The organism is Halorussus gelatinilyticus, assembly GCF_023238445.1.
GTDB lineage: Archaea > Halobacteriota > Halobacteria > Halobacteriales > Haladaptataceae > Halorussus > Halorussus gelatinilyticus.
Genome location: NZ_CP096658.1, coordinates 1,088,435 through 1,113,934, shown reverse-complemented (window position 1 = coordinate 1,113,934; position 25,500 = coordinate 1,088,435). Strand labels below are relative to the sequence as shown.

The 25,500-nt window shown below is 67.8% G+C and carries 32 protein-coding genes and 2 pseudogenes; 10 read left to right on the top strand and 24 right to left on the bottom strand.

Annotated features, from left to right (window positions below):
- Nucleotides 1–14 precede the first annotated feature (14 nt).
- Nucleotides 15–1,007: a LipP1 family hormone-sensitive lipase gene (gene lipP1, locus M0R88_RS05865; RefSeq protein ID WP_248656024.1), complete on the bottom strand. Its 993-nt coding sequence runs from the start codon at nucleotides 1,005–1,007 to the stop codon at nucleotides 15–17.
- A 121-nt stretch (nucleotides 1,008–1,128) separates the two neighbouring features.
- On the opposite strand from lipP1, the gene M0R88_RS05860 reads away from it, so the two are divergent.
- The 3 genes from M0R88_RS05860 to kynU all read left to right on the top strand — a co-directional run bounded on the left by M0R88_RS05860 (nucleotide 1,129) and on the right by kynU (nucleotide 5,087).
- Nucleotides 1,129–2,028 (top strand): DUF6544 family protein, encoded by a 900-nt coding sequence (locus tag M0R88_RS05860; protein ID WP_248656023.1) that lies wholly within the window; start codon nucleotides 1,129–1,131, stop codon nucleotides 2,026–2,028.
- Nucleotides 2,029–2,081: 53 nt separating this feature from the next.
- Nucleotides 2,082–3,626, top strand: a complete 1,545-nt coding sequence (locus M0R88_RS05855; protein WP_248656022.1) for a PAS domain S-box protein — start codon at nucleotides 2,082–2,084, stop codon at nucleotides 3,624–3,626.
- A 108-nt stretch (nucleotides 3,627–3,734) separates the two neighbouring features.
- On the top strand, nucleotides 3,735–5,087 hold the full coding sequence (gene kynU / locus M0R88_RS05850) for a kynureninase (protein ID WP_248656021.1): 1,353 nt from the start codon (nucleotides 3,735–3,737) through the stop codon (nucleotides 5,085–5,087).
- A 9-nt stretch (nucleotides 5,088–5,096) separates the two neighbouring features.
- Here kynU and M0R88_RS05845 read toward each other — a convergent pair whose 3' ends face one another.
- The 6 genes from M0R88_RS05845 to M0R88_RS05820 form a co-directional block, all read right to left on the bottom strand.
- Nucleotides 5,097–5,807, bottom strand: coding sequence for a hypothetical protein (locus tag M0R88_RS05845; RefSeq protein ID WP_248656020.1), 711 nt, complete (start codon nucleotides 5,805–5,807; stop codon nucleotides 5,097–5,099).
- Between the two features lie 54 nt (nucleotides 5,808–5,861).
- Complete coding sequence (locus M0R88_RS05840) at nucleotides 5,862–6,419, bottom strand: magnesium transporter (RefSeq protein WP_248656019.1); 558 nt, start codon at nucleotides 6,417–6,419, stop codon at nucleotides 5,862–5,864.
- On the bottom strand, nucleotides 6,420–6,995 hold the full coding sequence (locus tag M0R88_RS05835; protein WP_248656018.1) for a magnesium transporter: 576 nt from the start codon (nucleotides 6,993–6,995) through the stop codon (nucleotides 6,420–6,422).
- Between the two features lie 51 nt (nucleotides 6,996–7,046).
- A complete protein-coding gene (locus M0R88_RS05830) occupies nucleotides 7,047–7,910 on the bottom strand; it encodes a hypothetical protein (RefSeq protein ID WP_248656017.1) in 864 nt (287 codons plus the stop codon).
- A gap of 295 nt (nucleotides 7,911–8,205) precedes the next feature.
- Nucleotides 8,206–9,597 carry a signal recognition particle protein Srp54 gene (locus M0R88_RS05825; protein WP_248656016.1) on the bottom strand — a complete coding sequence of 464 codons (1,392 nt, stop codon included), beginning with the start codon at nucleotides 9,595–9,597 and terminating at the stop codon, nucleotides 8,206–8,208.
- Nucleotides 9,598–9,678: 81 nt separating this feature from the next.
- On the bottom strand, nucleotides 9,679–10,026 hold the full coding sequence (locus M0R88_RS05820) for a putative quinol monooxygenase (RefSeq protein WP_248656015.1): 348 nt from the start codon (nucleotides 10,024–10,026) through the stop codon (nucleotides 9,679–9,681).
- Between the two features lie 151 nt (nucleotides 10,027–10,177).
- On the opposite strand from M0R88_RS05820, the gene M0R88_RS05815 reads away from it, so the two are divergent.
- Nucleotides 10,178–10,411: a hypothetical protein gene (locus tag M0R88_RS05815; RefSeq protein ID WP_248656014.1), complete on the top strand. Its 234-nt coding sequence runs from the start codon at nucleotides 10,178–10,180 to the stop codon at nucleotides 10,409–10,411.
- A 28-nt stretch (nucleotides 10,412–10,439) separates the two neighbouring features.
- On the opposite strand, the gene ftsY is transcribed toward M0R88_RS05815, so the two are convergent.
- From ftsY to M0R88_RS05755, 11 genes and pseudogenes are all read right to left on the bottom strand, one after another.
- Nucleotides 10,440–11,588, bottom strand: a complete 1,149-nt coding sequence (gene ftsY, locus M0R88_RS05810; RefSeq protein ID WP_248656013.1) for a signal recognition particle-docking protein FtsY — start codon at nucleotides 11,586–11,588, stop codon at nucleotides 10,440–10,442.
- Nucleotides 11,589–11,594: 6 nt separating this feature from the next.
- Entirely contained in the window at nucleotides 11,595–12,056 is a 462-nt protein-coding gene (gene pfdA / locus M0R88_RS05805; RefSeq protein ID WP_248656761.1) for a prefoldin subunit alpha, read from the bottom strand.
- Nucleotides 12,056–12,232, bottom strand: coding sequence for a 50S ribosomal protein L18Ae (rpl18a, locus tag M0R88_RS05800; RefSeq protein ID WP_248656012.1), 177 nt, complete (start codon nucleotides 12,230–12,232; stop codon nucleotides 12,056–12,058). The genes pfdA and rpl18a overlap by 1 nt, the downstream gene beginning before the upstream one ends.
- 59 nt (nucleotides 12,233–12,291) lie before the next feature.
- Nucleotides 12,292–12,702 (bottom strand): arsenate-mycothiol transferase ArsC, encoded by a 411-nt coding sequence (locus tag M0R88_RS05795; RefSeq protein WP_248656011.1) that lies wholly within the window; start codon nucleotides 12,700–12,702, stop codon nucleotides 12,292–12,294.
- A 186-nt stretch (nucleotides 12,703–12,888) separates the two neighbouring features.
- Complete coding sequence (locus M0R88_RS05790) at nucleotides 12,889–14,010, bottom strand: anthranilate phosphoribosyltransferase (RefSeq protein WP_248656010.1); 1,122 nt, start codon at nucleotides 14,008–14,010, stop codon at nucleotides 12,889–12,891.
- On the bottom strand, nucleotides 14,007–14,861 hold the full coding sequence (cobA, locus tag M0R88_RS05785) for a uroporphyrinogen-III C-methyltransferase (RefSeq protein WP_248656009.1): 855 nt from the start codon (nucleotides 14,859–14,861) through the stop codon (nucleotides 14,007–14,009). The genes M0R88_RS05790 and cobA overlap by 4 nt, the downstream gene beginning before the upstream one ends.
- Nucleotides 14,858–15,583, bottom strand: a pseudogene (locus tag M0R88_RS18805) (DR2241 family protein); the annotation flags it as partial. The gene cobA and the pseudogene M0R88_RS18805, both read right to left, overlap by 4 nt.
- Before the next feature lie 123 nt (nucleotides 15,584–15,706).
- Nucleotides 15,707–16,567 (bottom strand): annotated as a pseudogene (locus M0R88_RS05770) (CbiX/SirB N-terminal domain-containing protein); the annotation flags it as partial.
- Nucleotides 16,560–16,886 (bottom strand): DUF6360 family protein, encoded by a 327-nt coding sequence (locus M0R88_RS05765; RefSeq protein ID WP_248656008.1) that lies wholly within the window; start codon nucleotides 16,884–16,886, stop codon nucleotides 16,560–16,562. The pseudogene M0R88_RS05770 and the gene M0R88_RS05765, both read right to left, overlap by 8 nt.
- Nucleotide 16,887: 1 nt before the next feature.
- Complete coding sequence (locus M0R88_RS05760; protein WP_248656007.1) at nucleotides 16,888–18,678, bottom strand: nitrite/sulfite reductase; 1,791 nt, start codon at nucleotides 18,676–18,678, stop codon at nucleotides 16,888–16,890.
- A 132-nt stretch (nucleotides 18,679–18,810) separates the two neighbouring features.
- Entirely contained in the window at nucleotides 18,811–19,149 is a 339-nt protein-coding gene (locus M0R88_RS05755; protein WP_248656006.1) for a DUF8134 family protein, read from the bottom strand.
- A gap of 259 nt (nucleotides 19,150–19,408) precedes the next feature.
- Between M0R88_RS05755 and M0R88_RS05750 the strand changes: the two genes are divergently transcribed.
- Both M0R88_RS05750 and M0R88_RS05745 read left to right on the top strand, forming a co-directional pair.
- Nucleotides 19,409–19,576, top strand: a complete 168-nt coding sequence (locus M0R88_RS05750; RefSeq protein WP_248656005.1) for a DUF8595 family protein — start codon at nucleotides 19,409–19,411, stop codon at nucleotides 19,574–19,576.
- Nucleotides 19,577–19,721: 145 nt separating this feature from the next.
- Complete coding sequence (locus tag M0R88_RS05745) at nucleotides 19,722–19,892, top strand: hypothetical protein (protein WP_248656004.1); 171 nt, start codon at nucleotides 19,722–19,724, stop codon at nucleotides 19,890–19,892.
- On the opposite strand, the gene M0R88_RS05740 is transcribed toward M0R88_RS05745, so the two are convergent.
- From M0R88_RS05740 to thpR, 5 genes are read right to left on the bottom strand one after another with little or no spacing between them, the layout of a single operon-like run.
- Entirely contained in the window at nucleotides 19,893–20,558 is a 666-nt protein-coding gene (locus tag M0R88_RS05740) for a translation initiation factor IF-6 (protein WP_248656003.1), read from the bottom strand.
- Nucleotides 20,559–20,562: 4 nt separating this feature from the next.
- Nucleotides 20,563–20,841, bottom strand: coding sequence for a 50S ribosomal protein L31e (locus M0R88_RS05735; protein WP_248656002.1), 279 nt, complete (start codon nucleotides 20,839–20,841; stop codon nucleotides 20,563–20,565).
- Complete coding sequence (locus tag M0R88_RS05730; protein WP_248656001.1) at nucleotides 20,841–20,993, bottom strand: 50S ribosomal protein L39e; 153 nt, start codon at nucleotides 20,991–20,993, stop codon at nucleotides 20,841–20,843. The genes M0R88_RS05735 and M0R88_RS05730 overlap by 1 nt, the downstream gene beginning before the upstream one ends.
- A 59-nt stretch (nucleotides 20,994–21,052) precedes the next feature.
- Complete coding sequence (locus M0R88_RS05725) at nucleotides 21,053–21,673, bottom strand: arsinothricin resistance N-acetyltransferase ArsN1 family B (protein WP_248656000.1); 621 nt, start codon at nucleotides 21,671–21,673, stop codon at nucleotides 21,053–21,055.
- A 15-nt stretch (nucleotides 21,674–21,688) separates the two neighbouring features.
- Nucleotides 21,689–22,246: an RNA 2',3'-cyclic phosphodiesterase gene (gene thpR, locus M0R88_RS05720; protein ID WP_248655999.1), complete on the bottom strand. Its 558-nt coding sequence runs from the start codon at nucleotides 22,244–22,246 to the stop codon at nucleotides 21,689–21,691.
- Nucleotides 22,247–22,379: 133 nt separating this feature from the next.
- Here thpR and M0R88_RS05715 point away from each other — a divergent pair, with 133 nt between their 5' ends.
- The 3 genes from M0R88_RS05715 to M0R88_RS05705 all read left to right on the top strand — a co-directional run bounded on the left by M0R88_RS05715 (nucleotide 22,380) and on the right by M0R88_RS05705 (nucleotide 23,843).
- On the top strand, nucleotides 22,380–22,709 hold the full coding sequence (locus tag M0R88_RS05715; protein WP_248655998.1) for a YbjQ family protein: 330 nt from the start codon (nucleotides 22,380–22,382) through the stop codon (nucleotides 22,707–22,709).
- A gap of 94 nt (nucleotides 22,710–22,803) precedes the next feature.
- On the top strand, nucleotides 22,804–23,556 hold the full coding sequence (locus M0R88_RS05710) for a tetratricopeptide repeat protein (RefSeq protein WP_248655997.1): 753 nt from the start codon (nucleotides 22,804–22,806) through the stop codon (nucleotides 23,554–23,556).
- Nucleotides 23,553–23,843, top strand: coding sequence for a DUF424 domain-containing protein (locus M0R88_RS05705; RefSeq protein ID WP_248655996.1), 291 nt, complete (start codon nucleotides 23,553–23,555; stop codon nucleotides 23,841–23,843). Before M0R88_RS05710 ends, M0R88_RS05705 begins: the two co-directional genes overlap by 4 nt.
- Here M0R88_RS05705 and M0R88_RS05700 read toward each other — a convergent pair whose 3' ends face one another.
- Nucleotides 23,844–24,065, bottom strand: coding sequence for a hypothetical protein (locus M0R88_RS05700; RefSeq protein WP_248655995.1), 222 nt, complete (start codon nucleotides 24,063–24,065; stop codon nucleotides 23,844–23,846). It abuts the gene before it with no gap.
- A 166-nt stretch (nucleotides 24,066–24,231) separates the two neighbouring features.
- On the opposite strand from M0R88_RS05700, the gene M0R88_RS05695 reads away from it, so the two are divergent.
- Nucleotides 24,232–25,470 carry an aminotransferase class V-fold PLP-dependent enzyme gene (locus tag M0R88_RS05695; protein ID WP_368409411.1) on the top strand — a complete coding sequence of 413 codons (1,239 nt, stop codon included), beginning with the start codon at nucleotides 24,232–24,234 and terminating at the stop codon, nucleotides 25,468–25,470.
- The last annotated feature ends 30 nt before the right edge of the window (nucleotides 25,471–25,500 follow it).

The following is a 25,500-nucleotide window of genomic DNA, read 5'->3' as shown; positions in this document are numbered from 1 at the left end:
GCCGAAATCGCGCTCTACAACGACCGCAACTCCGCGCCGATTTCGTCCAGCGCCGCGTCCGCCGCGGCCACCGACGCCGCCGTACTCAGGAAGCCGTGGGGTTGGTCGGGGTGGTGGTCGTGGCGGACCTCGACGCCCGCCGCCGCGAGTCGCTCCGCGTAGGCCACGCCCTCGTCGCGGAGCGGGTCGAACCCGCAGGTCACGACCGTCGCGGGCGGGAGGCCAGAGAGGTCGGGCGCGCGGAGCGGCGAGGCGTAGGGGTTCGCGCCGTCCACGTCGCTCCGGAGGTACCGGTCCCAGAACCAGCGCATGTCCGCCTCGGTCAGGAGCGGCCCGTCGGCGTTCTCGGCGTAGGAGTCGGTGTCGAAGGCGTAGTCGGTGATGGGGTAGAAGAGGAACTGGCGCGCGACGGCGGGCGGGTCGTCGCGCTCGGAGTCCCGTCGCGCGTCTCTCGCCCGCAGTGCCGTCACGGCGGCGAGGTTCCCGCCCGCGCTGGTGCCGCCGACGGCGAGGCGTTCGGGGTCGCCGCCGAACGACGCGGCGTGGTCGGCGACCCACCGGAGCGCGGCGTCGGCGTCGTCCACCGCGGCGGGGAAGGGGTGTTCGGGCGCGAGTCGGTAATCGACCGAGACGACGACGCACTCCCCACGGCGGGCGAGGCGGCGACAGACCCCGTCGATGGAGTCGAGCGTGCCGAGGACCCACCCGCCGCCGTGGTAGTAGACCAGCACCGGCGCGGGGTCGGCGTCTCCGCCGGGGTCGGCGTGCCGGTAGACCCGAATCGGAATCTCCGGGGTTCGGTCGCCCGCGGACCCGTCCGGCCCCGGAATCGCCAACTCGCGGACGAACTCGACCTCCGGCGGGTCGCCGCCGGAGAACACCTCGTCCTCGACGCGGCGGGCGGACTCGACCGACATGGCCGACCACTCGGGCACGCCCGCCGACTCGATGTCCGCGATTACGTCGGTTACCTCCGGGTCCAGCTCGGTGCGCAGGGGTTCGGTCATGCCGGGGCGTAGGCTGGCGAGCGGAAAGTAGCCGGTGGTCGGGACTCGCTCGCCACTCGTCGTCGGGGAATCCGCTCGGTCGCGCCACGACGCTCTTGGCGACCGAGAGCGAACGGGACGTATGCGAGTCACGACCGCTCTGAAGGGACTCGGTGCGGCCGCGGTCGGTGTCGGCGCGACCGCCGCGGTCGGCCGCGCCCGCTTCGACCGAGAGACCGCCGCTCTCACGGACGAACTGCTCGCGGACGCCGAGGGCCGCCCCGAGCGAGCGGTCGCGGGCGAGCGCCGAATCGTCACGGACACCGACCGCACGGTCACGGACGACGACCTGACGGGCCTGCCCGACCCGGTCGGCGACTACCTCGACCACGCGATTCGAGACGGGCGGTCGTACGTCCGGGCGGTGCGACTGGAACAGCGCGGCGAGTTCCGACTCGGCGGGGCCGACGCGCCGTGGAAACCGCTCGAGGCCACCCAGCGGTTCACCGTCCGGCCGCCGGGGTTCGTCTGGGACGCGACCGTCGAACTGGCCCCGTTCGTTCCGATTCGGGCCGTGGACGCCTACGTCGGCGGTACGGGGTCGCTCCGCGCCGCAGTCTTCGGGGCGCTTCCGGTCGCGAACGCCGACCCCGGCCCGGCGCTCGACGAGGGCGAACTCCTCCGGTATCTCGCCGAGACGGTCTGGTTCCCGACCGCGCTCGTTCCCGGCGAAGGCGTCGAGTGGGAGGCAAGAGGCGACGACTCGGCGCTGGCGACCGTCGAACACGGCGACGCGACGGCGAGCGCCGTGTTCCACTTCGGCGACGACCACCGAGTCGAGCGCATCGCGGCCGAACGCCCCCGCGCGACCGACGACGGGAGTTACGAGCGGACGGCGTGGACGGTCCGTCTCCGGGACTACCGGGAGCGAAACGACCTGCTCGTCCCGACCGAAGGCGAAGTCGAGTGGAACCTGCCCGACGGCGACCTGTCCTACTGGCGGGCGACCGTCACCGACGTCGAGCATCACCCCGCCGAATAGCCGACACGAGGTGTGCCCACGGCCTTATTACTTCGAGACTCGAATCGGGCGCAATGGGGGAGTCGACGGACACACTGCCGGGTGGACCTGCCGGTTCCGGGGAACAGTGGAAAGCGTTCGCCGCGCTCGCCGAAGCGTCCGCGGACGGCATCGTCATGTTAGACGCCGCCAGCGAGATTCAGTACGCGAACCCCGCGGTCGAACGCATCCTCGGGTACGACCCCGAGGACCTCGTCGGCGCGTCGAAGATGAACATCATCCCCGACCGACTCAGAGACGACCACCGAGAGGCGTTCCAGCGGTACCTCGACACCGGCGAGAAGCACATCGACTGGACGTACGTCGAACTGCCGGGCCTGCACCGGGAGGGCCACGAGGTACCCCTCGGCATCTCGTTCAACGAGTTCACCCACGACGGCGACCGCTTCTTCGTCGGGATGCTCCGCGACATCTCGGAGCGCAAGCGGGTCGAACGCGAACTCGAGAAGAACAGACAGCAACTCCGGATGCTCGTCCGGATGCTCCCGGTCGGCATCATCGTCGCCGACGCCCACGGGTCGCTCGTCGAGGCCAACCAGACGGCGAGGCGGACGTGGGGCGGGTTCGCCGACGCGGACTCTGTCGCCGAGTACGAACAGTACGCCGGCTGGTGGGCCGACACCGGGAACCCGGTCGAACCGGAGGAGTGGCCGCTCGCTCGGGCGCTCCGAGGCGAGGAGGTGACCGCCCCCGACCTCATCGAAATCGAGGGGTTCGACGGCGAGCGCCGCACCGTCCTGTTCCACGCCATGCCGATTCGGGACGACGACGGAGCGATACAGCGGGCGGTCGTCACCATGGTGGACGTCTCGGAGCGCGAGGCGCGCAAGCGACGGCTACGACGCCAGAACGAGCGCCTCGACAGGTTCGCCAGCATGCTCGCCCACGAACTCCGGAACCCGCTCGAAATCGCGATGATATACCTCGACCTCCTCGACAGCGAGGACACCGCGACCGTCGAGCAGGTCGGGGAGGCCCTCGACCGAATCGACGAGATAATCGACGTGCTGTTGATACTCGCTCGGGGCCTCGACGAGGTCGGCGACAGGGAGACCGTCGATCTCGCCGCGGCGGTCGAGGACGCGTGGGCCGACGTCGAGAGCGACGACGCCGAGTTCGAAGTCGCGTCCACGCGGACGCTGTCCGTGAATCCGATGCACCTCCGACAGCTACTCCAGAACCTGTTCCGGAACGCCGTCGAGCACAGCGACGGGTCGGTCGCGGTCCGGGTCGGGGCGCTGGCCGACGGCTTCTACGTCGAGGACACGGGGCCGGGAATCCCCGAGGACGAACGCGAGGACGTCGTCGAGCCGGGGTACACGACCCACGACGGCGGAACCGGTCTCGGACTGACGTTCGTGGCGGAACTGGCGAACGTCTACGGGTGGGGGTTCGCCATCACGGACGGCGAGGCGGGCGGCGCGCGCTTCGAGTTCACGGGCGTCGAAACGCCGCCAGACGACGCGGACGACGGAACGACGGGCGACGGCACGGACGACGGAACGCTGGATGACGATGTGGACGCCGAAACGTCGGACGACGGCACGGACGGCCGATAGCGAGCGGACAGCGGTAGCGAGCGGTCGGCGGGCCGTCGGCCGACGGCCCGCCGACCCGACCCCCGTCGAGTGCCAAACGATATACCGCTCGCACCGCTCGCTCCCCACATGAACGCCGACGACTTCGAACTCGGGGCCGACTACGCCGCCGAGCGCGACGCTGGCGACCCGTTGGCCCACCTCGCCGACCGATTCTACGACCCCGACGACGAGTGGTACTTCGACGGCAACTCGCTGGGCCTCTGCTCGGCGGACGCCGAGGCGGCGCTCGACCGGGCCGTCGCCGAGTGGAAGGACCTCGCCATCCGCGGGTGGACCGACGCCGACCCGCCGTGGTTCTACTACGGCGAGCGGTTGGGCGACCGACTCGCGCCGCTGGTCGGCGCCGACGAGTCCGAAGTCGTCGTCGCCAACTCCACGACGGTCAACATCCACACGCTGGTCGGAACGTTCTACGACCGCGCGGAGGGGACGAAAATCGTCGTGGACGAGTTGGACTTCCCGACCGACCACTACGCCGTCCGCGCGCAGTTGCGCCAGCGCGGCGTGGACCCCGACGAGGCGCTGACCGTGGTCGAGAGCCGCGACGGTCGGACCGTCGAGACCGAGGACATCATCGACGCGCTGGACGACGACACCGCGATGGTGTTCCTGCCGTCGGTCCTCTACCGGAGCGGCCAGTTGCTCGACGTGGCGGCGATTACGGAGGCCGCCCACGAGCGGGGGATTCTGGCGGGGTTCGACCTCGCGCACTCGGTCGGCGTCGTGCCCCACGACCTCTCCCGACACGGCGTCGATTTCGCGGTCTGGTGTAGCTACAAGTACCTCAACTCGGGACCTGGAGCCATCGCGGGCCTGTACGTCAACGAGGACCACTTCGACGCTCGGCCCGCGCTCGCCGGCTGGTGGGGCCACGACAAGGAGACGCAGTTCGAGATGAACCCGACCTACACGCCCGCCGACGACGCCGGAGCCTACCAGATCGGCACGATTCCGATCCTCTCGGCCGCGCCGCTCGCGGGGTCGCTGGAGATCTTCGAGGACGCGGGCGAGACGGGCCTCGCCGCGGCGACCGACGTCGCCGACGCGACTCCGACCGACGCCGCCGACGCCGTGGCCGCCGGCATCGAGGCGGTCCGGGTGAAGTCCGTCGCGCTCACGGAGTACCTCGTCTTCCTCGTGGACGAGCGCCTGCCCGACTGCGAGGTCGGCACTCCTCGGGACCCCGAACGCCGGGGCGGCCACGTCGCAATCGAGCATCCAGAGGCCTACCGGGTCGGCGAGGCGCTGAAGGAGCGCGGCGTCGTCGTGGACTTCCGGCCGCCGAACGTCGTCCGGGTCTGTCCCTCGCCGCTGTACACGAGTTTCGAGGACGTCTGGGAGGTCGTCGAGCAGTTGAAGCGGGTCGTGGAAAACGAGGAGTACGAAGAGTTCGAGACGCGTGGTGGTGGCGTGGCGTAACTTTCTCGACTATTCAGTAACCTCGAACTCGGCGGCGATTGAGTCGAAGTGTCCCGCACCGCCCCAGTAGACGAACCGGTAGGTACCGGGTTCGAGCGGTTCGCAGGCTCTGACCTCGTGGCGTTCGCTGTGGCCCGACAACCCCGCCTGCGAGAGTCGCCGCTTCCAGACGAACCCCTCGCCCGGTTCCTGCCAGATACCGAGGTCGATGTAGCCGCGACGCTTCGTGAACAGCACCGACTGCCAGCCGCCGTCGGTCTTGCGATGGATATCGTAGCACTCTCTGATTCCGGTCGTTCGCTTCTCTCCGCTCCGGTTTGTGAGTCTGAACGTCACGCAGTCGCCGAGCGAGAGGGTCGTCGGTTCGGCGGTCAACTCGAAGCCTCCGGCGGTGCCCCGAGAAACGTCGCCGGAGGTCGCGGCGTTCAGGCGCTTCCAGTCGCCGCCGCAGGGCGGCGCTGGCTGGCCTTTTGCTGGGCACTCGTGGGTCGTCGTCCGGGTCTCCTCCGGCGCGTCGGTGGTGGTGTCAGTCGTGGTCCCCACCGAGGATTCGGTCGTGGTGGGCTCTCCCGTCTCGGTCACAGGGGCGTCGGTCGTCCGGGTCGTCGCAGACGTGCGACTCGTCGCGGTTCCGGGTTCCTCCTCGGCACCGAGACACCCGGCTACCGAGAGGCCGACAGACGCGCTGGCGAGGGATTTCAGGGCGGTTCGGCGTCGCATGGTCGAGACTGCTTGCTGACTCGGTAAACCTCTTGTGCTGACGACACGACTGGCTCACACCAACACCTGCACCACGACGAACAGCACCACGACGCCCAGCACGTCGCAGACGTTCGTGACGACCGGAATCACCACGTCGTCGGGGTCCAACTCGAAGCGGTAGGCCGCGTAGGTCGCCACCAGCGTCACCGCGACGGCGACCACCGCGAGCGCCGCGCCGCTGGCCAGCGCCACCGCGACGACCGTGAGAAGCGGGAGTCGCGCGTTCCCGAGCGCAAGCGAGAGCGTCCACGCGCCCGCGCCCACGACCGGGAAGATGGTCAGCGCGAGCGCCACCGTCGCCACCGCGTTGCCCGCGAGTTGGTCGTCGGTCGGGTCGAAGGAGAGCGTCCCGAGGTGGAACGCCGTCGAGAGGCGCGCGGCCAGCACGCTTCCCAGATTCCCTGCGGTCCCGATGGTCACGGGCACGAGCGTCAGCAGCGACGGGTAGGTCAGCAGAGCCGTCTCGAAGCTCCCCAACACGAGACCGCTCCCGATTTCGACCACCGTGAGTCCGAGCAGGACCGGCAGGGTCGCTCGCGTGATGGCCCGGACGCTCCACTCGGTCTGCACTCACATCCCCCCGAGCGCCAAGACGAGTCTGACCGCGAGCAGGAGGAAGGCGATACCGAACACGTCGCCGGTCGTCGTCACCAGCGGGCCGACCAGCGTGTCGGGGTTGTACCCCCGACGGAAACCGACGAAGACGACCGAGACGACCGCGACCGTGAGCGCGACGCCCGAGAGCAGGCCCGCGACGAGCGCGATGGCGAGCAGGGTGAACAGCGGCGCGACCGCGTCGCCGAGCAGTCCGAGGACCGCGAACGCGACGACCGACGCGAAGAGGCTGGCCAGAATCCCGTTGGCGAGCGCCGCGGCGACGGCCGCCGCCAGTCGGTCGTCGTAGCCGAATCGGGGTTCGACCAGACCCTGATGGAGTCCGGTCGAGAGGCGCGCGCCGAGCGAACCGTAGACGTTCCCGCGGGTGGCCAGCAGCGCGGGCACGAGAACGAGCAGGCCGGGCACGGCGCGTAACTCCGCGCGCATCCCGCCGAGGACGACCCCGGCGAACAGCCCGCCGACGACGCTCGCGGCCAGCGCGGGGAGGGCCTCTCGGTACGCCTGCGCGGCGACTTCGCGGACGGACATCTATCGTGACGAAGTAGTTCCGAGGCAAAAAAACGGGCGGGTCGGTCGTCGTCAGTTCAGCGCCTGTCGCCGTCGGACGAGATACCCGCCGCCGACGAGCGGTGCGAAGACGACGTCGAGGAGCGCACCGAGCGCCCACAGCTCCTCGTTGGGGTCCCAGTCGGTCGCGTCTTCGACGTACTCGGCGTCGAAGTAGAGCGCGAACGGGAGGAAGAACCAGCCGTACACGAATACGGCCGCGCCGAAGGCCCCGAACAGTCCCATGGTCACGTATCCGATAACCATGAGTCCGACGCTGACGAGGACGCTCTTGTACCACAGTTCGGAGACGTCCCCTGCGGTCGTGCCGGAGAGTCTGACTTCGCGGTCGACGAGATACGCCATCCCGACCGGAACGTTCGCTATCGGGACGGCGGCACCCGCGAGCCATCGCCCGGTCTTCGACGGCCATCCGGCGACCTCCGAGACGCGCGAGATGTCGAAGTACATCGCACCCGGAATAGCGAGCCACGCGAGGACCATGAAGAACCCACCGAGGGTAGCGACCGCGTCGAACAGCGCGTTCGAGAGGGTGAATCCGAGCGCTCCGACGCCGACCGCGCCCGCGACGAGATTCCGCGTCGTGTCCAGCGAGTCGTCGGCGCTGGCTCTCTCTGCGCCGCGCATCGCCGCGGTCTTCTCGGCGTCGATGCCGTGCCAGCCGTCCTCGGCGGTGAGGGCCACCCGGTCGCCGTAGACGTTGGCGAACTCGCTGTGGTCCCGGCCGAGCGCGTCGAGGAGTTGGTCGACGTGGTCGCTCGCTCGCGGGTCACCTCCCTCCCCGCTCGCATTCGAGGCGCGTTGCGCCTCGCCGCCTTCTCCGGGCCACTCCAGATACGTCGTCACCGTCTCGCCGTCGGGCGTCTCGACGTTCAACTGGAGCGCCTGTCGGGTCTCGATGGGGACCGGGTAGTCGTCGGGGACCTCCGCGGCGGGAATCTTCGCGGCCTCCGCGACGTTCCCCTCGTCGTAGGTTCGACGGGTCTGCTGCCCGGTGCTGAGTTCCCGCTAGAGTTCGAGGAACTCGTCTACTTGGGCGTCCGGGTCGCCGTGCTCGCTCATACGAAACGAGTTACAAGTCACGGAAGTTGATTATTCGGTGTTTACAGGATTGTACCCGGAGAAGTGAAGAAACTGAAACCAAGCCGGTTACGACGACTCGGCGGTCGAATCAGTCGCCGAACGGTCCCATGCCACCCATGCCGCCGCCACCGCCGCCACCGCCGCCCATCTTCTTCATCATGCGCTCCATGTTGCCTTGGCCCATGCCTTGGAACTGCTTGAGCGTCTGGGACATCATCTTGTGCTGTTCGAGGAGTTCGCGCACGCGCTCCTCGTCCTTCCCGCTTCCGCGGGCGATGCGCTCGACCTGACTCGCGCCGATGGCGCGGGGGTTCTCGAGTTCCAACTCGGTCATCGAGTCCATGACGACCTCGAAGTCCCGCATCCGGTCCTGGGTCACGTCCATCGCGTCGTCGGGGAGTTCGTCCATCAGGCCGCCGCCCATGCCGGGAATCATGTCCATCACCTGGTCGAGCGGCCCCATGTTGTTCATCGCTTGCATCTGGCGGCGCATGTCCTTCAGGGTGAACTCGCCCTTGAGCATGTCCTCGGGGTCCCAGTCTTCCTCCTCCTGCTGGGTCTCCTCCATCGCGCGCTCGACGCGCTCGGTGAGCTGTTTGAGGTCGCCCATCCCGAGCAGGCGCGAGATGAAGCCCGACGGCTCGAAGCGCTCGATGTCCCGGACCTCCTCGCCGGTCCCGAGGAAGGCGATGGACGAGTCGGTCTCGTTGACCGCGGTCAGCGCCCCGCCACCTTTCGCGGTCCCGTCGAGTTTCGTGATGGCCACGCCGTCGATACCGATGGAGTCGTCGAACTGGCGGGCTTGGTCCTTCGCGCCCTGCCCGATCGCGGCGTCGAGGACGAGCAGATTGCGGTCGGGTTCGACCGCGCGCTCTATCTCCTCGATTTCGGCGATGAGGTCGTCCTCGAGCGCGTGGCGACCCGCGGTGTCCACGATGTGAACGTCGGCCTCGTCCGTCTCTTCGAGGCCCTTCCGGGCGATTTCCACGGGGTCCTCCTCGTCGGGGTCGCCGTAGAAGTCCACCTCGGCGCGACTCGCCATCTCCTTGGCCTGGTCGTACGCGCCGGGCCGGAAGGTGTCGGTCTGGACGATGGCGGGACGGAGGCCCTTCTTGGCGAACCACCACGCCATCTTCGCGGACGTGGTCGTCTTCCCCGACCCCTGCAGGCCGGCGAGCAGGATGGTCTGGTTCTCCAGCGGAATCTCGGTGCTGTCGCCCACGAGGTCCACCATCTCCTCGTAGACGATGCTCAGAACGTGGTCCCGAGCGGAGGTGCCCGCCGGGGACTCCTCCTCCAGTGCGCGCTCCTTGATGGAGTCCGAGAGGTCCATCACGAGGCTGACTTCGACGTCGGCCTGCAGGAGCGAGCGCTGAATCTCCTTGACGATGTCCTCCACGTCCTCCTCGGTCACGCGGGACTGCCCGCTGAGTTGGCCGAGGGAGTCGCGGAGGGAACTTCCCAAGTCGTCGAGTACCATTGTTACCGTAGGATAGACCGCGTGACCGTTAAAGCCTTTTTCTCGGGCGAGCCTCGATTCGAGGCGGCACCGACCGATCCGCTACTCGGCCAGATCCTCGACGGTGAACGTGTGGACGTTCGGTTCGGCGTCCACGAGGTTGATCGTCTCCATCGTGCCGTCGACCAGTTCGGGAAGTCGGTCGGTGAACCGCCGATAGTGGTCGCTTTCGGTGTGTGCAGTCCACGCCTCTTCGTCTTCGTACTGTTCGAAGAATCGGACCGTGTTTTCGTCGCCGATGTCGGTCATCGCTCGGTACCTGACCGTTCCGGCCTCGTTCCGTGACTGCTCGACCAAGTCATCGACGAGCGCTATCGCCTCGTCACGGCGCTCCGCGTCGAACGTGATGGTCGTGTGGACGACGATCGTCTTCCGTGCGACGAGACTCACCGACCCTCCGTAAATTCTCGGCCGTTCTTCCGCGGATTCCCGACCGTCCCGCATCGAATCGGCCGATACGCTTATTAGATGCCGGCAGAAACTCCCGTCCGCGTAATTTCAATGTATGGCACGCGATTTAAACAAGGCACGCGATAGCTCGGTGGCAACGACGCCCGAACGCACCGACGTGGCAGGCGACGCGAGCGGCGACACCGGACTGGCGAGCGAACTGGCGGCTGACGCGTACAACATCGTCGCCGCGCTCGGTCTTCTGCTGACGGCGTATTGGCTCGTCTTCCGGAACCTTCCGGTCGAACTCTTTACGCTCGGTCTGGTGACGACGGCGCTCATCGCGGTGAACGTCGTCGTCGCGGTAAAACACCAGCGACGGTGACCGCGACCGACGGCGAAAAAGGGTCGGACTACTCCTCGTCGCCGAGGAGACTCTCGACCAACTCCTCCGGCTCGAACTTCTCGACGTCGTCGTAGCCCTGCCCGACGCCGAGGAAGAGGATTGGCTTGCCCGTGACGTGCGCGATGGAGATGGCCGCGCCGCCCTGCGAGTCGGCGTCGGCCTTCGTCAGCACCGCGCCGTCGATTTCGGCGGCCTCGTTGAACTGCTTGGCGCGCTGGACCGCGTCCTGTCCGGCAACGGCCTCGTCCACGAACAGCGTCATGTCCGGGTCCACGACGCGACCGATCTTCTCCAACTGGTCCATCAGCCCCTCGTCGGTGTGGAGTCGTCCGGCGGTGTCGCCCAGCACCACGTCGATGCCGTTCGAGTCGGCGTACTCCACGGCGTCGTAGATGACCGCCGCGGGGTCGCCGCCCTGCTCGTGGGAGATGAGCTTCTTGCCGAGGTTGTCGGCGTGCTCCTGAATCTGCTCGTTGGCTCCGGCGCGGTAGGTGTCGCCGTTCGCCAGCACCGTCGAGAGACCCTGCTCCTCGAAGTACCGCGAGAGCTTGGCGATGGTCGTCGTCTTGCCGACGCCGTTGACGCCCGTGAAGATGATGGTGACGGGCTTGTCGGCCTGCGCGATTCGCTGGTCGAAGTCGAACTGGCCGACCGAGATGACCTTCAACAGCGAGTCGTGGAGCGCCTGCTCGACCACGTCGGCGGTCTCGCTGTTGAACGAGCGGGTCGCGCCCACGAGGTCCTCGCGGATGTTCTCCAGAATCTCCTTGGCGACGTTCATCTCCACGTCGCTCTCCAGCAGGGCCATCTCCAACTCCCAGAGGGGGTCCTCGACGTCCTGCTCTTCGATGACGATTTCGCCCTTGGCGAACGACTTGGCCTTCTGCGCGAAGCTCCGGTCGGAGGACGAGTCGTCCTCCTCGGACTCCGCAGTTTCAGGTTCGGCCGCCGCCTGCGTCCCGGCGTCAGCCGTCACCTCGGCGGTCGATTCCGCTTCGGCGGTCGCGTCCGCTTCTGCGTCGGCGGTCGCGTCTGCCTCCGCGGTTGCTTCGGCTTCGGCTTCCGCCTCCGCTTCGGCTTCCTCGGCCTTCTCCTCGGTCGTCTCCTCTACGTCCTTCCGGAAACTCCCGAGTTTGTCCTTCAGGCTGTCGAACATCGCCGGTTACTCGTCCTCGTCGTTCTGCTCGCCCTGCATCTGCTGCATCTGCTGCTGCATCTGCTGCTGCTGGAGTTGCTGGGCCTTCTGCTCCAGTTCCGAACTCTGCTCTTCGACCTGGCTGACCTCGTCCTCGAGGTCCGAGATGCGCTCGTCGAGGGTGTCCTGCTTGTTTTCGAGGGTCTCGACCGCGTTCTCCTCGTCGCGCTCGGCCGCGTAGCCGCCGCCCAGTTCCACGACGATCTCGTCCAAGTCCTGAACCTCCGCGCGGACGTGCGCGCCGCCGCCGAGGGGAACCTGCACGATGGAACCGGTGTCGAGCGCGTCGATGGTCTCGATAGCCTCGTCGATGTCGCCCTTCTCGTCTTTCAGGTCCTCGATTTCGCCTTCGAGTTCCTCCTGCTGTTCTTCGAGTTCCTGCAACTGCTGGGACAGCTCCTGAAGCTCGGGGTTGCCGCCGCCGCCCATCATTGTGCTTCGACCTCCTCGATTTCGAGTTGCGTGCGCTTCACGCCGTGGTAACTGCCGAAGTTGGTGTAGGTCCGCTCCTCGGCGACGTCCTCGTTGTCGGCCTCGATACTCGTCTCGAACTCCTGCCAGCCGTCTCGACTCTGGAACTTACCGCGTACAGTAAACGCACTCATGGGGGAATCTGGGACACGCGCAGGGAAGAATCTTCCTACTCGGGAACGACCGCCCGAACTCAGTCGGCGAGTTCGTCGAACAGGTCGGCGACGCGCGCCTCGATTTCGTCTCGAATCGCTCGCACCGCGTCGAGGTCCCGCCCGTCGGGGTCGTCCAGTCCCCAGTCGCGGTTCTCGCCGGCCCACGTCGCGGGGCAGACGTCCTCGGCCGAACAGCCCATCGTGATGACGTAGTCGCAGTCCTGCAACTCCTCGTGAGTTATCTCGCGGGGCGTCCGGTCCGAGAGGTCGAAGTCGTGCCCGGCCATCACCTCGACCACCTCCTCGTGGACGCGGTCGGCGGGGTCGGTGCCGCCGGTGACGATTTCGACCGACTCCATCCCGCGGTCGGCTCTCTCCCGTTCCGCGAACGCGGTCGCCATCTGACTCCGGCCCGCGTTCTGGACGCAGACGAAGGCGACGCCGGTCATGTCCCACCCCGCGTTTCGGTCTCGTCGCTCGTTCGCCCGTCGAAGCGTCGCCGGAAGCGGTCGGCGGTTTCGGCCATCGAGAGCCGATTGAATTAGCGTTCAAATAAGCGTTGTCGTCGCGCCGGACGGAATCGGACGCGATACGTCGGTCCGATACGCGCGTAGAGAGTCACGAAACGGCGGTCTTCACGGCTCGAACGCGCGGAGCGCGTCGAGCCGTTTCGCCGCGCTCCCGTCGGCGAGGACGTCTCGCGCTCGCTCGACGCCTTCGCCGACGGAATCGGCGTCGCCCGCGTAGATTCGGAAGCCGGCGTTGAGCGCCACCGCGTCGGCGAACGCGCCGTCGCGCTCGCCCATCAGAACCTCCTCGGTGACGCGCGCGGAGTCGGCCGGGAGGTCATCGACGCGCAACTCCTCGCGTTCGAAGTCCGCGCCGAAGTCGGCCGTCTCGACCCCGTCGTCCTCGATTCGGCCGCCCTCGGTGCCCGACTCGGCCTCCCACTCGGCGACCCGCGTCGTGCCGGGGCGCACGTCGTCGTAGCCCTCCATGCCTTGGGCCATCACGACGCGCTCGAACGGCAACTCGGCGCTCTCGCGGACGGTGCCCGCGATGCGCTCGGCGTACGAGAGGTGGTAGAAGCTCCCGAAGTGAACCGTCGCGTCCGCCGGGTTCGCCAGCGTCTCGACGGTGTTGACCGAGGTCCGGACGCCGACCGACTCGCGGGTCTCCCGCAGGTCGTGGACGACCGGGTTGAACCGCGACTGGGCGTAGAAGCCGAAGCCCACCTCGTCGGTCATCGCCGCGCTCGCCGCGGGGTCCACGCCGGTCGGGACGCCTAACTCGGCCAGCACGTCGCCGTACGTCGTGCCGTGCTTCGCGGGGAGCGACGGCCCGCTGTGGGCGACCACGGGCGTCCCCGCGGCCGCGGCGACCAGTCCCGTGGCGACGCCCAGCACGGCCGTCTTCTTCTTGCCGTCGTAGTTACCGCCGCAGTCCACCGGGTCGGCGTCGGGCGTCGCGGCGACGACCGACCGCTCGCGCATCGCGTCCACGAACCCGGCCAACTCCGCGGGCGTACTCTCCTTCCAGCGGTTCGCCAGCAGGAACGCGCCGAGCGTGGCGTCGTCCGGGTCGCCAACCAGCACGCGGGCGAACGCCTCGCGGGCCTGCTCGTATCTCATGTCGTCGGCGGTCTTCGGCCCCGAGCCGACGACTTCGGTCAGGAGGCGACGGAGCGGCCACTCGCCGTCGATTTCCGGGAGGTCGTCGGCACCGACCCCGCCGTCTCGAACCTGTTCGCCGCTCATCGCTGGTTCACCTCGATCTCCTCCTCGGCGCGGCCGCCGACGCCGACCGCCGGACCCAACTCTCCCGCCGCGCCGCCGAGGCAGTCGGCCACCGTCTCGCGGACGTTCACCACGTCGCCGACGACGGTGACTGCCGGCGGTTCGATATCGACCGCTCGGGAGCGCTCCACGATGGTATCGAGCGTTCCGGTGACGGTGCGCTCGGTCGGGAGCGTCGCGCGCTCGACCATGGCGACCGGCGTGTCCTCGGCGACGCCTTCGTCCCTGAGCGCGGCCACGTTGTCCGGGAGTCGCCCGACGCCCATCAGGACGACGAGCGTGCCGCCCGCCGACACGATGTCGGCCAGTGCGTCCCAGTCGATGGCGCTGTCCTCCTTCGTCGGGTCCTCGTGGCCCGTGACGACCGCGAGCGCCGAGGCGTGGTCGCGGTGGGTCGCCGGGATGCCGGCGGAACTCGGCCCCGCGATGGCGCTGGAGACGCCGGGCACGAACTCGAAGGGGACGCCGTGGCGCGCGAGGTACTCGGCTTCCTCGCCGCCGCGGCCGAAGGTGGTCGGGTCGCCGCCCTTCAGTCGCACCACGTCGCGGCCCGCCCGCGCCTCGCGGACGAGCATCTCGTTTATCTCGGCTTGGGGCGTCCGCTCGCCGCCGGGTCGCTTGCCGACGTTCTGTAGGGTCGTACACTCGGGAATCGTCTCAACGAGGTCGTCGCCCACGAGGTTGTCGTGGAGGACGGTGTCTGCCTCGTCGAGGAGACGCCGGGCTTTCACGGTCAGCAGTTCGGGGTCGCCCGGTCCCGCGCCGACGAGGTAGGCGGTACCGGTGGTCGCGTTCTGGTTCGGATGGCTCATGGTTCTGGTCGCTCCTTCTGGTCGTCTCGCGCCCGGCGGTACCGAACCCGGTAGACGTTCGCCGGGTCGGTCAGGTCGCCGCGGGGCGCGGACGGGTCGCTCTCGGTTGGTCGGTCGGAAGTCGATGCTCCGTGACTCTCCGCGTCGTCGCTCCCCGGCGTCCCCTCGTGCTGGTGGAACTCGCGGGCCGCCGCGACGAGGAACGAACACGGCTCTCGGCAGGGAATCGCTCCCTCGGCGTCGGCCGGTGCGTCCGCGGAACCGGACTCCGGCGGTTCGCCCTCGGCGTCCCACGCGCGGCGCTTCGCGCAGTTGCCGCAGGTCGCTTCGATAGTTCCGGACACTTCCGCCTGCGAGCAGTCGCTCACGCAGTCGTAGATGCCGGTCTGGCGCTCGGCGACCGCCCGGAACGGAACCGGGTCGAGGTCGCCCGAGCGCTCGGCGGCCCAGTGTTCGATGCCCGCGGGGTAGACGGTCGAAATCGCTCGCAGGAACGTCTCGCGGCCGAGGTCCGCACAAACCCATCCGCTCGGCAGGGTCGCCTCGCCGGCGAACGGTCGGTAGCGCCCGTCGTCGGCGTACCGAATCGTCTCGCGCAGGTCGCCGACGGACAGCGATTCGAGGTCGGACGCGGGCGCGCCGCGGTCGCTCCGGTGGCGCAGGTGGTAACTCTCGGTCTCGCCGTCGGCGCGGCCGACGGCGAGTTCGCCCCAGACGCGGGCGTTACGGGCCTCACGGGCTTCGCGTGTCTCACGGACGTCGCGGGTCGCATCGCTCGACTCGTCTCCGGCTCGCTCGACCCACGAGAGGAAGGCGTCGGCGGCTTCCTCGCGGACGAAGCCCGAGTCGGGTGCGCCGGACTCGTCCGCGCTCGCGGACGAGTCTGCCGCATCAGCGTTGCCGAGATTCGCGCCCGCCTCCGCGGCGCGCTCCAGCACCACGTCCACGACGAGCGGGTCGGTGCCGACCGCCGAGGAGTACCAGACGCGCCGATTCTCGACGTTTGCTGGGACGGGATACCCAGTCTCCGGGTCGTCGGTCAGGCCGAGCAGTTCCGGAATCTCGTCCTGCGTGTGGAACCCGTCGGCGGTGAACAGCGGGACGACCGCGACGTCGTCGGCCGCGAACTCCGCCAGTACGTCCTCGACGTAGGGCGCTTCGTCCATGAACAGCGCGCCGACCTCCGCGAACGCGCTCTCCTCGCGGAGCGCCTCGACGTGGTCGTAGATGGCCTCGGCGCTGTTGGGGTTGCGCTCGGTGCCGTGGCCGACGACGGCGAGCGCGGCGTCCTCCGGCGCGACGGCCGCGGCGTCGTCCGCCGGAGATGCGTCCGCCGGCTCCCCGCTCAACATCCGCCGGGCGCGGGCCGCGACGACCTCGGTCATCTCGGGGTGCGTGCCGATGGGGTCGGCGTACCGGAGCGTCGGCGCGTCGTCGCGGTCCTCGACGCCCAGTCCGAACTCGCGGGGCAGGACCTGCTCGACGAAGTAGCCCTCGCTGACGAACAGCGGGACGACGATTGCCTCGTCGGCGTCCACGGTGTGGACGACCTCGCGGAGCGACGGGGCCTCCTTCCAGAACGCCGGGCGGACCTCGGCGAAGGAGCCGTCCTCGCGGGCCGCATCGACCGCCCGGTGGACCGGCGTCGACGAGTCCGGATTCCGGTGAGAGCCGTGCCCCGCGACTAGCAGCGCCTGCTCAGTCATCGTCGCTGGCGGTGGATTGAGTACCGTCGTCGGCCGGGCTTCTCCGGGCCTGTTCGACTCGCTCGGCGTGTTTTTCGAGGTCCGCAGCGAGCGTCCGGGCCTGCTCGGGCGAGAGGGCCACGCGGTCGGCGTGGGCCGGGAGCGCGTCGAGGTCAGTGTTGTCGAGTTCCAACTGGAGGTCCACGCTGTCGGGGTCGTTGCGGGCCGCGGTCGCGTTCAGCGTGGCGTAGGCCGACTCCTCGAAGTCGTGGCCCTCGGCGGTGGCGTCCACGAGGTCGAGCGTCGTGTACGCGTTGACCTTCAGCACGCGGTCGGCCATCTCAGTCGTCCCCCGAAAGCGGCGCTCCCTGCGCGTCGGTCGGCGCGGGCGAGGCGGCCATGTCGTCCTCGTCGGCGTAGGGGTACCACGTCATCTTCGTGTTGTGCATGTAGGGGTCCTCGTAGTCGGTCTCCTCGGGGTCGGCGAGGGCCTGCATCTCGTCCTCGTCGCGCTCTCGCACGAAGTCCCGGAAGCTCTCGCCCTCCTCGCGGTTCTCCTCGAAGGTGGCGAGCAGGTTCCGGACGTAGCCCGGAATCTCGTCGGCGGGCACGCGCATCTCCACCCAGTCGGCGAACTCCGGATTCTCGCCCAAGCCGCCGCCCAGTCCCACGTCGAACGCCTCGACCGGTTCGCCGTCCTTGCGCGCTTTCATCCCGCGGAGCGAGATGTCCGCGATTTGGGGCTGCGCGCAGGAGGCCGTACAGCCAGAGAGGTGAATGTGGAAGTCCTCGACGCCCTCCGGGACCGGAACGTTCTCCTCGAGCCAGCGGCCGTACCGGACCATCCGATTCTTCGTCTCCACGATGGACAGCGAGCAGTACTCGGTCCCGGTGCAGGCGATGGACCCCCGGAGGAACGGGTGCGGGTCGGGAGAGTACTCGTCCAGCAGGGACTCGTCGAGGAAGTCGTCGAGGTCGTCGTCGGAGATGTCCCCGACGATGAGGTTCTGGCGCTGGGTGACGCCGATCATCTCGGAGCCGTAGTCCGCGGCGAGGTCCGCGAGTTCGACGACGTCCTCGGCGGCCATCCGGCCGACCAGCACCGAGAGACCGACGAAGTGGTCGCCGTCGTTCTGGTCGTGGACGCCCACGTAGTCGCCGGGCGAGTCGGCGCGGCCGGCGTTGTAGTCGTACTGCTCGCGCAGGTTCTCGCCGGCGGTCGGAAGCTCGTGCTCGACGTACTCGTCCTGTAGCGTCTCCCGAACCTTCTCCGGTCCCCACTCGTCCACGAGGAACTTCATGCGGGCGTTGAAGCGGTCCTCGCGGTCGCCGTAGTCGCGGAACAGCCCCGAGAGGCCCGCCGCGACCTTGCTGGCGTTCTCCGGGCGGCAGAACACGTCGATGTCGCGGGCGAACCGGGGTTCCTTCCGGGCGAGACCGCCGCCGACCCGGACGTTGAAGCCCGCGACCTCCTCGCTACCCCCGTCCTCGTTCTCGATTTCCTTGACCGCCGGCTCGAAGGCGAGGTCGTTGATGTCGCCCTGTCCCGCGCCGCGGGTGTCGCCGGTGACCGCGACCTTCCACTTGCGGGGCAGGTTCTCGTAGAGGTCGTTGCCCTTGAACTCGTCGTGGAGTTCCTGGACGACCGGCCAGACGTTCAGCAGTTCGTCGGCGTCCCGGCCCGCGACCGGCGAACCGACGATGTTGCGCCACGAGTCGCCGCAGGCCTGAATCGTAGAGAGACCGACGGACTCCAGTTTCTCGAAGATGTCGGGCACGTCCTCGACCTTTATCCAGTGGAGCTGAATCGACTGGCGCGTCGTGAAGTCGGCGTACGCGTCGCCGAACTCCGGGTTCTCGACCGGTCCGGTGGCGTACTCGCGGGCGATTTCGCCGACGACGCGCAACTGCTCGGGCGTCAGGCGACCCATCGGGACGCCGACCCGCATCATGAAGTACGACTCTTGGCCCTTCCGCTGGTGGTACAGGCCCCACCACTTGAAGCGCTCGAACCACGCGTCGTGTTCGTCCTCCGGAATCGCGTCCCAGCCCTCCTCGGCGAAGCGTTCGAGGTGGTCTCGAATATCGACGCCGTAGAGTTCGTCTTTCCAGCTTTCGACTTTGCTCGGCATGGGAGTGCCAACGCGAGCGGCCGGTAAAGGGGCGATTGCTCCGTCAAACTTCCCCGAGGCTCCCGCCAATCGGCGGGCTTTGCCGGAGTCGAAGATGCCCTCGATACCCTACTCCGACGGCGTCACGAGATTCTACTCCGACGGCGTGGCCAACCGCGTCCGGCGCTCGGGGACGTGGACGCTCGACGGGTCCACTCGGTGGAATTCCTCGCTCTCGCGCTCGACGCGACCCAGCGCCAGCCAGCCGGTGACGCCGCTCGCGCCGCACTGCACGCACTGCCCGGCGATGCGACCCTCCACGTCGGGCCAATCGACGCCGACCTCCACGAACCCCTCCGCCAGAAAGTCGGCGGGTTCGCAGTCGCAGAAGTCGTGGCGCGCGAGCAGCCAGAGTTCGCTCACGGGGACCGACCGCGAGTCGTTGACGCTGAGCCACGCGCCGTCGTCCAACTGGTGGATAGAGACGACCATGCTTCCGAAGAGGACCAGCCGGCGAGTAAGGCTGTCGTCGCCCGCGACTGTTGCCGAGTGTCCGCGGATTCGATGACGCCGACGAACCGCGGAACCGCCGCCCGAACCCCGCTGATCGGACGCCTCGCTCGCTCCGCGGCCGTTTTCGAGGACTCGGCCACCGTCACGACTACCGGAAAGAACCGCCTCCGAGCGAGAGCATCGGTAGCGATTACGCCTGAGCGCGGGTTTATTCGCTTCGTCTCCCTATCGAGTATCGATGACCGCCGAGGAAACACTCGACGAGCAGGCCGTGGCCGACGAGTCCGAGGAGAGCGACGCCGACCGGGAACGGAGCCACCTCTCGGACGTGGCGGACGGGGCGGGGTGTACGGAAATCTGGGAACATCTGAGCGACCGCCGTGAGGACGAAGCCGACGAGGAGTGAGCGGTCGTTTCGTGACTGGTCACGGAGTCCCGACTCTCCCGTTCAATATACATTTAACCGACACTTATCTCTCGGCCACTACGACGTCGAAGCGTGGCAGACCTCTACCCGTATCCCCTGAACCGAGACGAACGGCCCTCTGAAGATGACTTTGCGAGGCGCGGTCGAACGCCTCGACACTGCGACGACGACGAACGTCGCCGAGAAATTAAGCTGTGAGTACGACTGTGCCTACTACTACCTGAAGAAACTCGAAGAAGACGGAACGATTAGAAGCGAGAAAATCGGCAACACCATCCTCTGGCACGCCGAGTAGCTACTCGATGTAGCCCAGCGACTGCTCGATGCGGCCCAGTTCCGGCCCGGTGGTCTCCTGACCGACGACGTAGCCGTTCTCGTTGGCCAGCAGGCCCGACCCGACCAACGGCGCGCCGTAGTTGATGGTTCCGATGTCGGCGGGCACGTCCAGCACCTCCTCCAGTCGGTCGAGTTGCGCGTCGGTCGCCTTCGGGTGACAGAGGACGCCGTTGTTCGTGGCGACCGCGGCGGTGCCGACCGTCCGGACGTCGGCGAGTTCGCCGCGCTCGACTTCGACGTCCAGCGCGTCCTTCACCGCTCGAATCGCCTTGCGGGAAAGATCGGGATGGACGTAAGCGCCGTTGTCGTTGGCGAGGACGACGTTGCCCGCGGCGTTGATCTTGCCCGGCAGTTCGGTCACGTCCACGTCCGCGGCCTCGGCGATGCGGTCGCACTCGCGGTCGGTGGCTCGACTGCTGACCAGCAGGCCGTTCTCGTTGCCGACCGCCAGCGCGCCGACGGTCGAGGAGCCGCCGACCGTGGTCTCGACGGCGTCCACTTCCAGTTCGTCGGCTACGTCGGCGACGGTCTCGTCGTCGATGTCGGGGCGGACCAGCAGGTACTCGTCAGTGGCGCGAGCGAAGACACCGACGTACGACGACCCGACGAAAGCGGCGCGGAGCAAAGCTCTACTCGGCGTGTTCCGCTTCGACGACCGTCTCGCCCTCTTCCTCGAACCGGGCGGCGCGGACGCGAAGCTTGCTCGGGGGCTTCTTGCGACCGCGCGACCAGACGGCCTCGTTGATCGAGGGGTCGAGGCGGACTTCGTCGTCGTCTACTTTGAAGTGCTGTGCGAGGTGGTCCCGGAGGAGCGTCATCGCCTTGTCGGCTCGCTCGTGCTTCGCCGCGGCCTTGGCGTCGCGGAGCGGCACCGTGATGACGCGCTCCTCGAAGTCGTTGGCGCTCATTATTCGTCGGTGTCGTTACGCCGCCAGTTTCGGCGCTTGGGGTTGCGTTGCGTCTCGCGGTCGGTCTTCATCATGACCCACGCGGGAACGCGGCTGTTCTGGCGGTCGAGCTTAGAGAGGCGCTTCTTCTTCGCCTTCGATTTCTTACTCATGGTACCATGCTCTTCCCCGCCGTAGCTTAAAATCGTGTTGCTTTGGCCCCGGTCCTTCGTCAGCCTTCGACCGCCGACTCACCCTCTCCGAGGGCGGTCTCGAACGCCGCGGTCCCCGCGACCTCCGTCAGGGGTCGCGGCGGGTCGGGGTGCTCCGGTCGCTCTCGAAGCCGTCGTTGCCACCAGCCGACGTCGTGCCACGCGCCGTGCTTGTACCCGACCGACTCGTAGACGCCGACCTGCTCGAACCCGAGCGACTCGTGGAGCGCGACGCTCGCGGGGTTCGGAAGCGATATCCCGGCGTAGGCGTTGCAGAACCCCTGAAAGCGGAGAATTTCGACGAGCGATTCGTAGAGACCCCGCCCGACTCCCCTGCGGCGATAGCTCTCGGCGACGTAGACCGATACGTCCACCGACCAGCGGTAGGCCTCGCGCTCGCGGTGTCGGCCCGCGTAGGCGTAGCCTCCGATTTCCCCGTCGGTCTCGTCTCCCTCGCCGTCTCCGTTCTGCACCTCGAAAACTATCCACGGGTATCGGCGGACGGTCTCGGCGATGCGGTCGGCCATCTCCGCCTCGCTCGGTGGGTCCTCCTCGAAGGAGATTACGGTCTCCTCGACTATCGGCGCGTAGATGGCGCGAATTCGGGCGGCGTCGGCTTCGTCGGCGAGTCGGATTCGCATTCGAAACCGCTCCGTTCACTCCAACTCGAACGACTCGACCGTCGAGTACTCGGGTCCGTCGTCGGTCAGGACGCTCTCGGTCAGTCGAATCTCGGACACCTCGGTCGTGCCCACGGTCGGGTCCAGTTCCTCGACGTTCTCCTGCACCAGTTCCTTCCCGCCGGCGTGTTCCATCCGCGCGAGGGTGACGTGGGGCGTGAAGTCGTGGTCCTCGGGGTCGAAGCCGAGGCGCGTCACCTCGCGCTCGATGGCCTCGTGGAGGCTCGTCATCGCCTCGCTCCCCTCGCCGACCCCGAGCCAGAGGACCTGAATGTATCCGAGGTCGGGGAACACGCCCAGTCCCTCGTAGGTGGCCTCGAACGGTCCGACGCCAGCCTTCCCCACCGCGCGCCGGAGGGCGTTTTTCACCCGCGGGAGTTCTCCCTGATTCACGTCGCCGAGGAACTTGAGGGTGACGTGGGCCTGCTCGGGGTCGGTGAAACTCAGCCCCGAGGCGTCGGCGAACTCGTCCTGCACGGCCTCGACTTCCGCGGCGAACTCGTCGGGGAGATCGACGCTGGCGAACAGTCGCATAGTCCCAACTGGTCGCCCGAGGGCTTGAAGGTGGGTGGTCGGCGAAGCGGACGATTCTCGCCGCCGGTCCCGTGCGTCTCGCCCGCAATTCTCACGGCGAACTTATCCCCCTTCCCGTCGAAGCCGAACCCGTATGTCAGACGTCATCATCACGACCACGGACGGTCTCGACGGGCGCGACGTGTCGGAGTACCTCGGCGTCGTCTCCGGCGAGGCGGTCATCGGCGCGAACGTCGTCAGCGACATCGCGGCGGGCATCCGCGACGTGGTCGGCGGCCGAAGCGGTTCCTACGAGAAGAAGATAGAGAGCGGCCGCGAGGAGGCCATCAAGGACCTGCGTGCGGACGCCGAGGAGTTGGACGCCGACGCCGTGGTGGGCGCGTCGTTCGACTACGAAGAGATGGCCGAGGGGATGCTGTGGGTCAACCTCTCGGGCACCGCGGTCCGGACGCGGAGCGAGTAGCGGGCGGTCTCGCCGACCACTCTTCTCACGGAAACGCGCTCGGCGAATCTCGATAGCGTAGTTCTTAACCCCGCCGAACGCCAAACACCGAGACATGACTGACCCCGAGGACCACGACTTCTCCGAGGACGAGCGGTTCGACGACCCCTACGAGGGGTTCGACCTCGACCCGCCCGAACTGGACGTGGACCCCGACAAGGTGGACCCGGTGGACTCGCGCGTCGTCGCCGACCTGCTCGACGACCAGAACGTCAACGACGACGAGATAGACGTCCCGCAACTCATCGACGTCGGCCTGAACTACATGCAGATAAACCGGTTCGAGCAGGCCGCCGACACCTTCGAACGCGCGGCCCAGTACGCCCCCGAGGACAGTAAACTCGAACAGGAGGCGTGGACGAACAAGGGCGCGGCCCACGCCGAACTCGAAGAGTGGGACGCCGCCATCGGCGACTACCGGGAAGCGATTCGCATCGACGCCGAGAGCGAACACGCCGCGACCGCCGAGACGAATCTGGCCTACGCGCTCTGGGAGGCGGGCCAGAGCGAGCAGGCGCTCGAACACGCCGAGAAGGCCGTCGAGATAGACGAGCGGTTCGCCGAGGCGTGGTTCAATCGCGGGTTCTTCCTGCTGGAACGCGGACTGGCCGAGGACGCGCTGAACAGCCTCGAAAACGCCATCCGCCTCGGTCTCCGCAACTCGCAGGTGTTGGACGAGAAGGCCCGCGCGCTCGAAGAACTCGGCCAGTACGACGAGGCCGAGGAGATAGCCGAGGAGGCCGAAGACCTCCGCGAGCAGGCCGAGCAGGAACTCATCGACCAAGAGGAACAGCGACAGGAGCGATGATACTCAACGAGCGCGAGACCGACGAGGGACTCCTCGTAGCCGTCTGCGACGACGACGTGCTGGGCGAGACGTTCGAGGACGACGGCGTCTCGCTGACCGTCACCGAAGAGTTCTACGGCGGCGACGAAGCGGACGAGCAGACCGTCGTGGACAGCCTCGCTCGCGCCTCGGTGGCGAACCTCGTCGGGACAGAGGCGGTCGAACTGGCGATTCGGGAGGGGTTCGTGGACGAGGCGAACGTTCTGGAAATCGAGACGACGCGTCACGCGCAGTTCCTCCGGATGTAGCTACTTCTCGGCCGTCGAATCGTCGTCCCCGCCGGAGCTATCGCCCTCGCCGAGCGCGGGAAGGTTGACGACCATCAGCGACAGCACCGAGATGCCCGCCAGTCCCGCCCCGACCGAGGCCAGTCCGGTGTCGTACGCGACCGCCAGCACCGCGTGGAACGCCCCGACGAACGCGAGTCCGAGGAGCAAGAGGCTCGCACCGAGTCGTCGTTTCGAGACCATACGATGGCATCGGGTCGCAGGGTATTAACCCCGTCCCCGCGCGCGGTTCCGCGGCTTCGGTTTCCTCGGGGCGCGCTCGGCTCCAAATGAAATCGATTCCGGTTACGGACGGTCGCCGGGACCGAAGGAATGTTCTTGCTCGAAGCCCTACTCGCCGACAATGGGACTGCAACAATCGGACGCGCTCGACGTGGCGCGGATTCGGGAGGACTTCCCCATCCTACAGCGGGAGTTCGACGGCGAGCAACTCGTCTACCTCGACAACGGCGCGACGAGTCAGACGCCGGACCGAGTGGTCGACGTCATCGCCGACTACTACCGCCACTCCAACGCGAACGTCCACCGCGGCATCCACCAGTTGAGCCAAGAGGCCTCGAAGGCCTACGAGGAGGCCCACGACACGGTGGCCGAGTTCGTCGGTGCCGAGGGCCGCGAGGAGATGGTCTTCACGAAGAACACCACCGAAGCCGAGAACCTGGTCGCCTACGCGTGGGGCCTGAACGAACTCGGGCCGGGCGACGAGATCGTCCTGACCGAGATGGAACACCACGCCTCGCTGGTGACGTGGCAACAGATCGGCAAGCGCACCGGCGCTGACGTGAAGTACGTTCCCGTCACCGACGAGGGCTACCTCGACATGGACGCCGCCGCGGAGATGATCACCGACGACACCGAGATGGTCAGCGTCGTCCACGTCTCGAACACGCTCGGGACCGTCAACCCCGTCTCGGACCTCGCGGACCTCGCGCACGACCACGACGCCTACATCTTCGTGGACGGTGCGCAGGCGGTGCCCAACCGCCCGGTGGACGTGAAAGACATCGACGCCGACTTCTACGCCTTCTCCGCGCACAAGATGGCCGGTCCGACCGGCATCGGCGGTCTCTACGGCAAGCAGGAGATTCTGGAAGAGATGGAGCCGTTCCAGTACGGCGGCGGCATGATTCGGAAAGTCGAGTTCGAGGACTCGACGTGGCACGACCTGCCGTGGAAGTTCGAACCCGGCACGCCGCTCATCGCGCAGGGCGTCGGCTTCGCCGAGGCGGTCGAGTACCTCGAAGACATCGGCATGACCGCGATTCAGCGCCACGAGGAGACGCTGACGGAGTACGCCCTCGACCGGATGGCCGAGTTCGACGACATCGAAATCTACGGCCCGATGGACCCGACCGACCGCGGCGGACTGGTCTCGTTCAACCTCGATTCGGTCCACGCCCACGACCTCGCTTCTATCATGAACGACCACGCGGTCGCAATCCGCGCCGGCGACCACTGCACCCAACCGCTCCACGACAAGTTGGGCGTGGCGGCCTCGGCGCGAGCGTCGTTCTACCTCTACAACACGATGGACGAAATCGACGCGCTCATCGACGCCATCGACAGCGCCCGCGAACTGTTCGCCTGAGTTCCGGCGTCCGCGCCCGATTCCCGATTC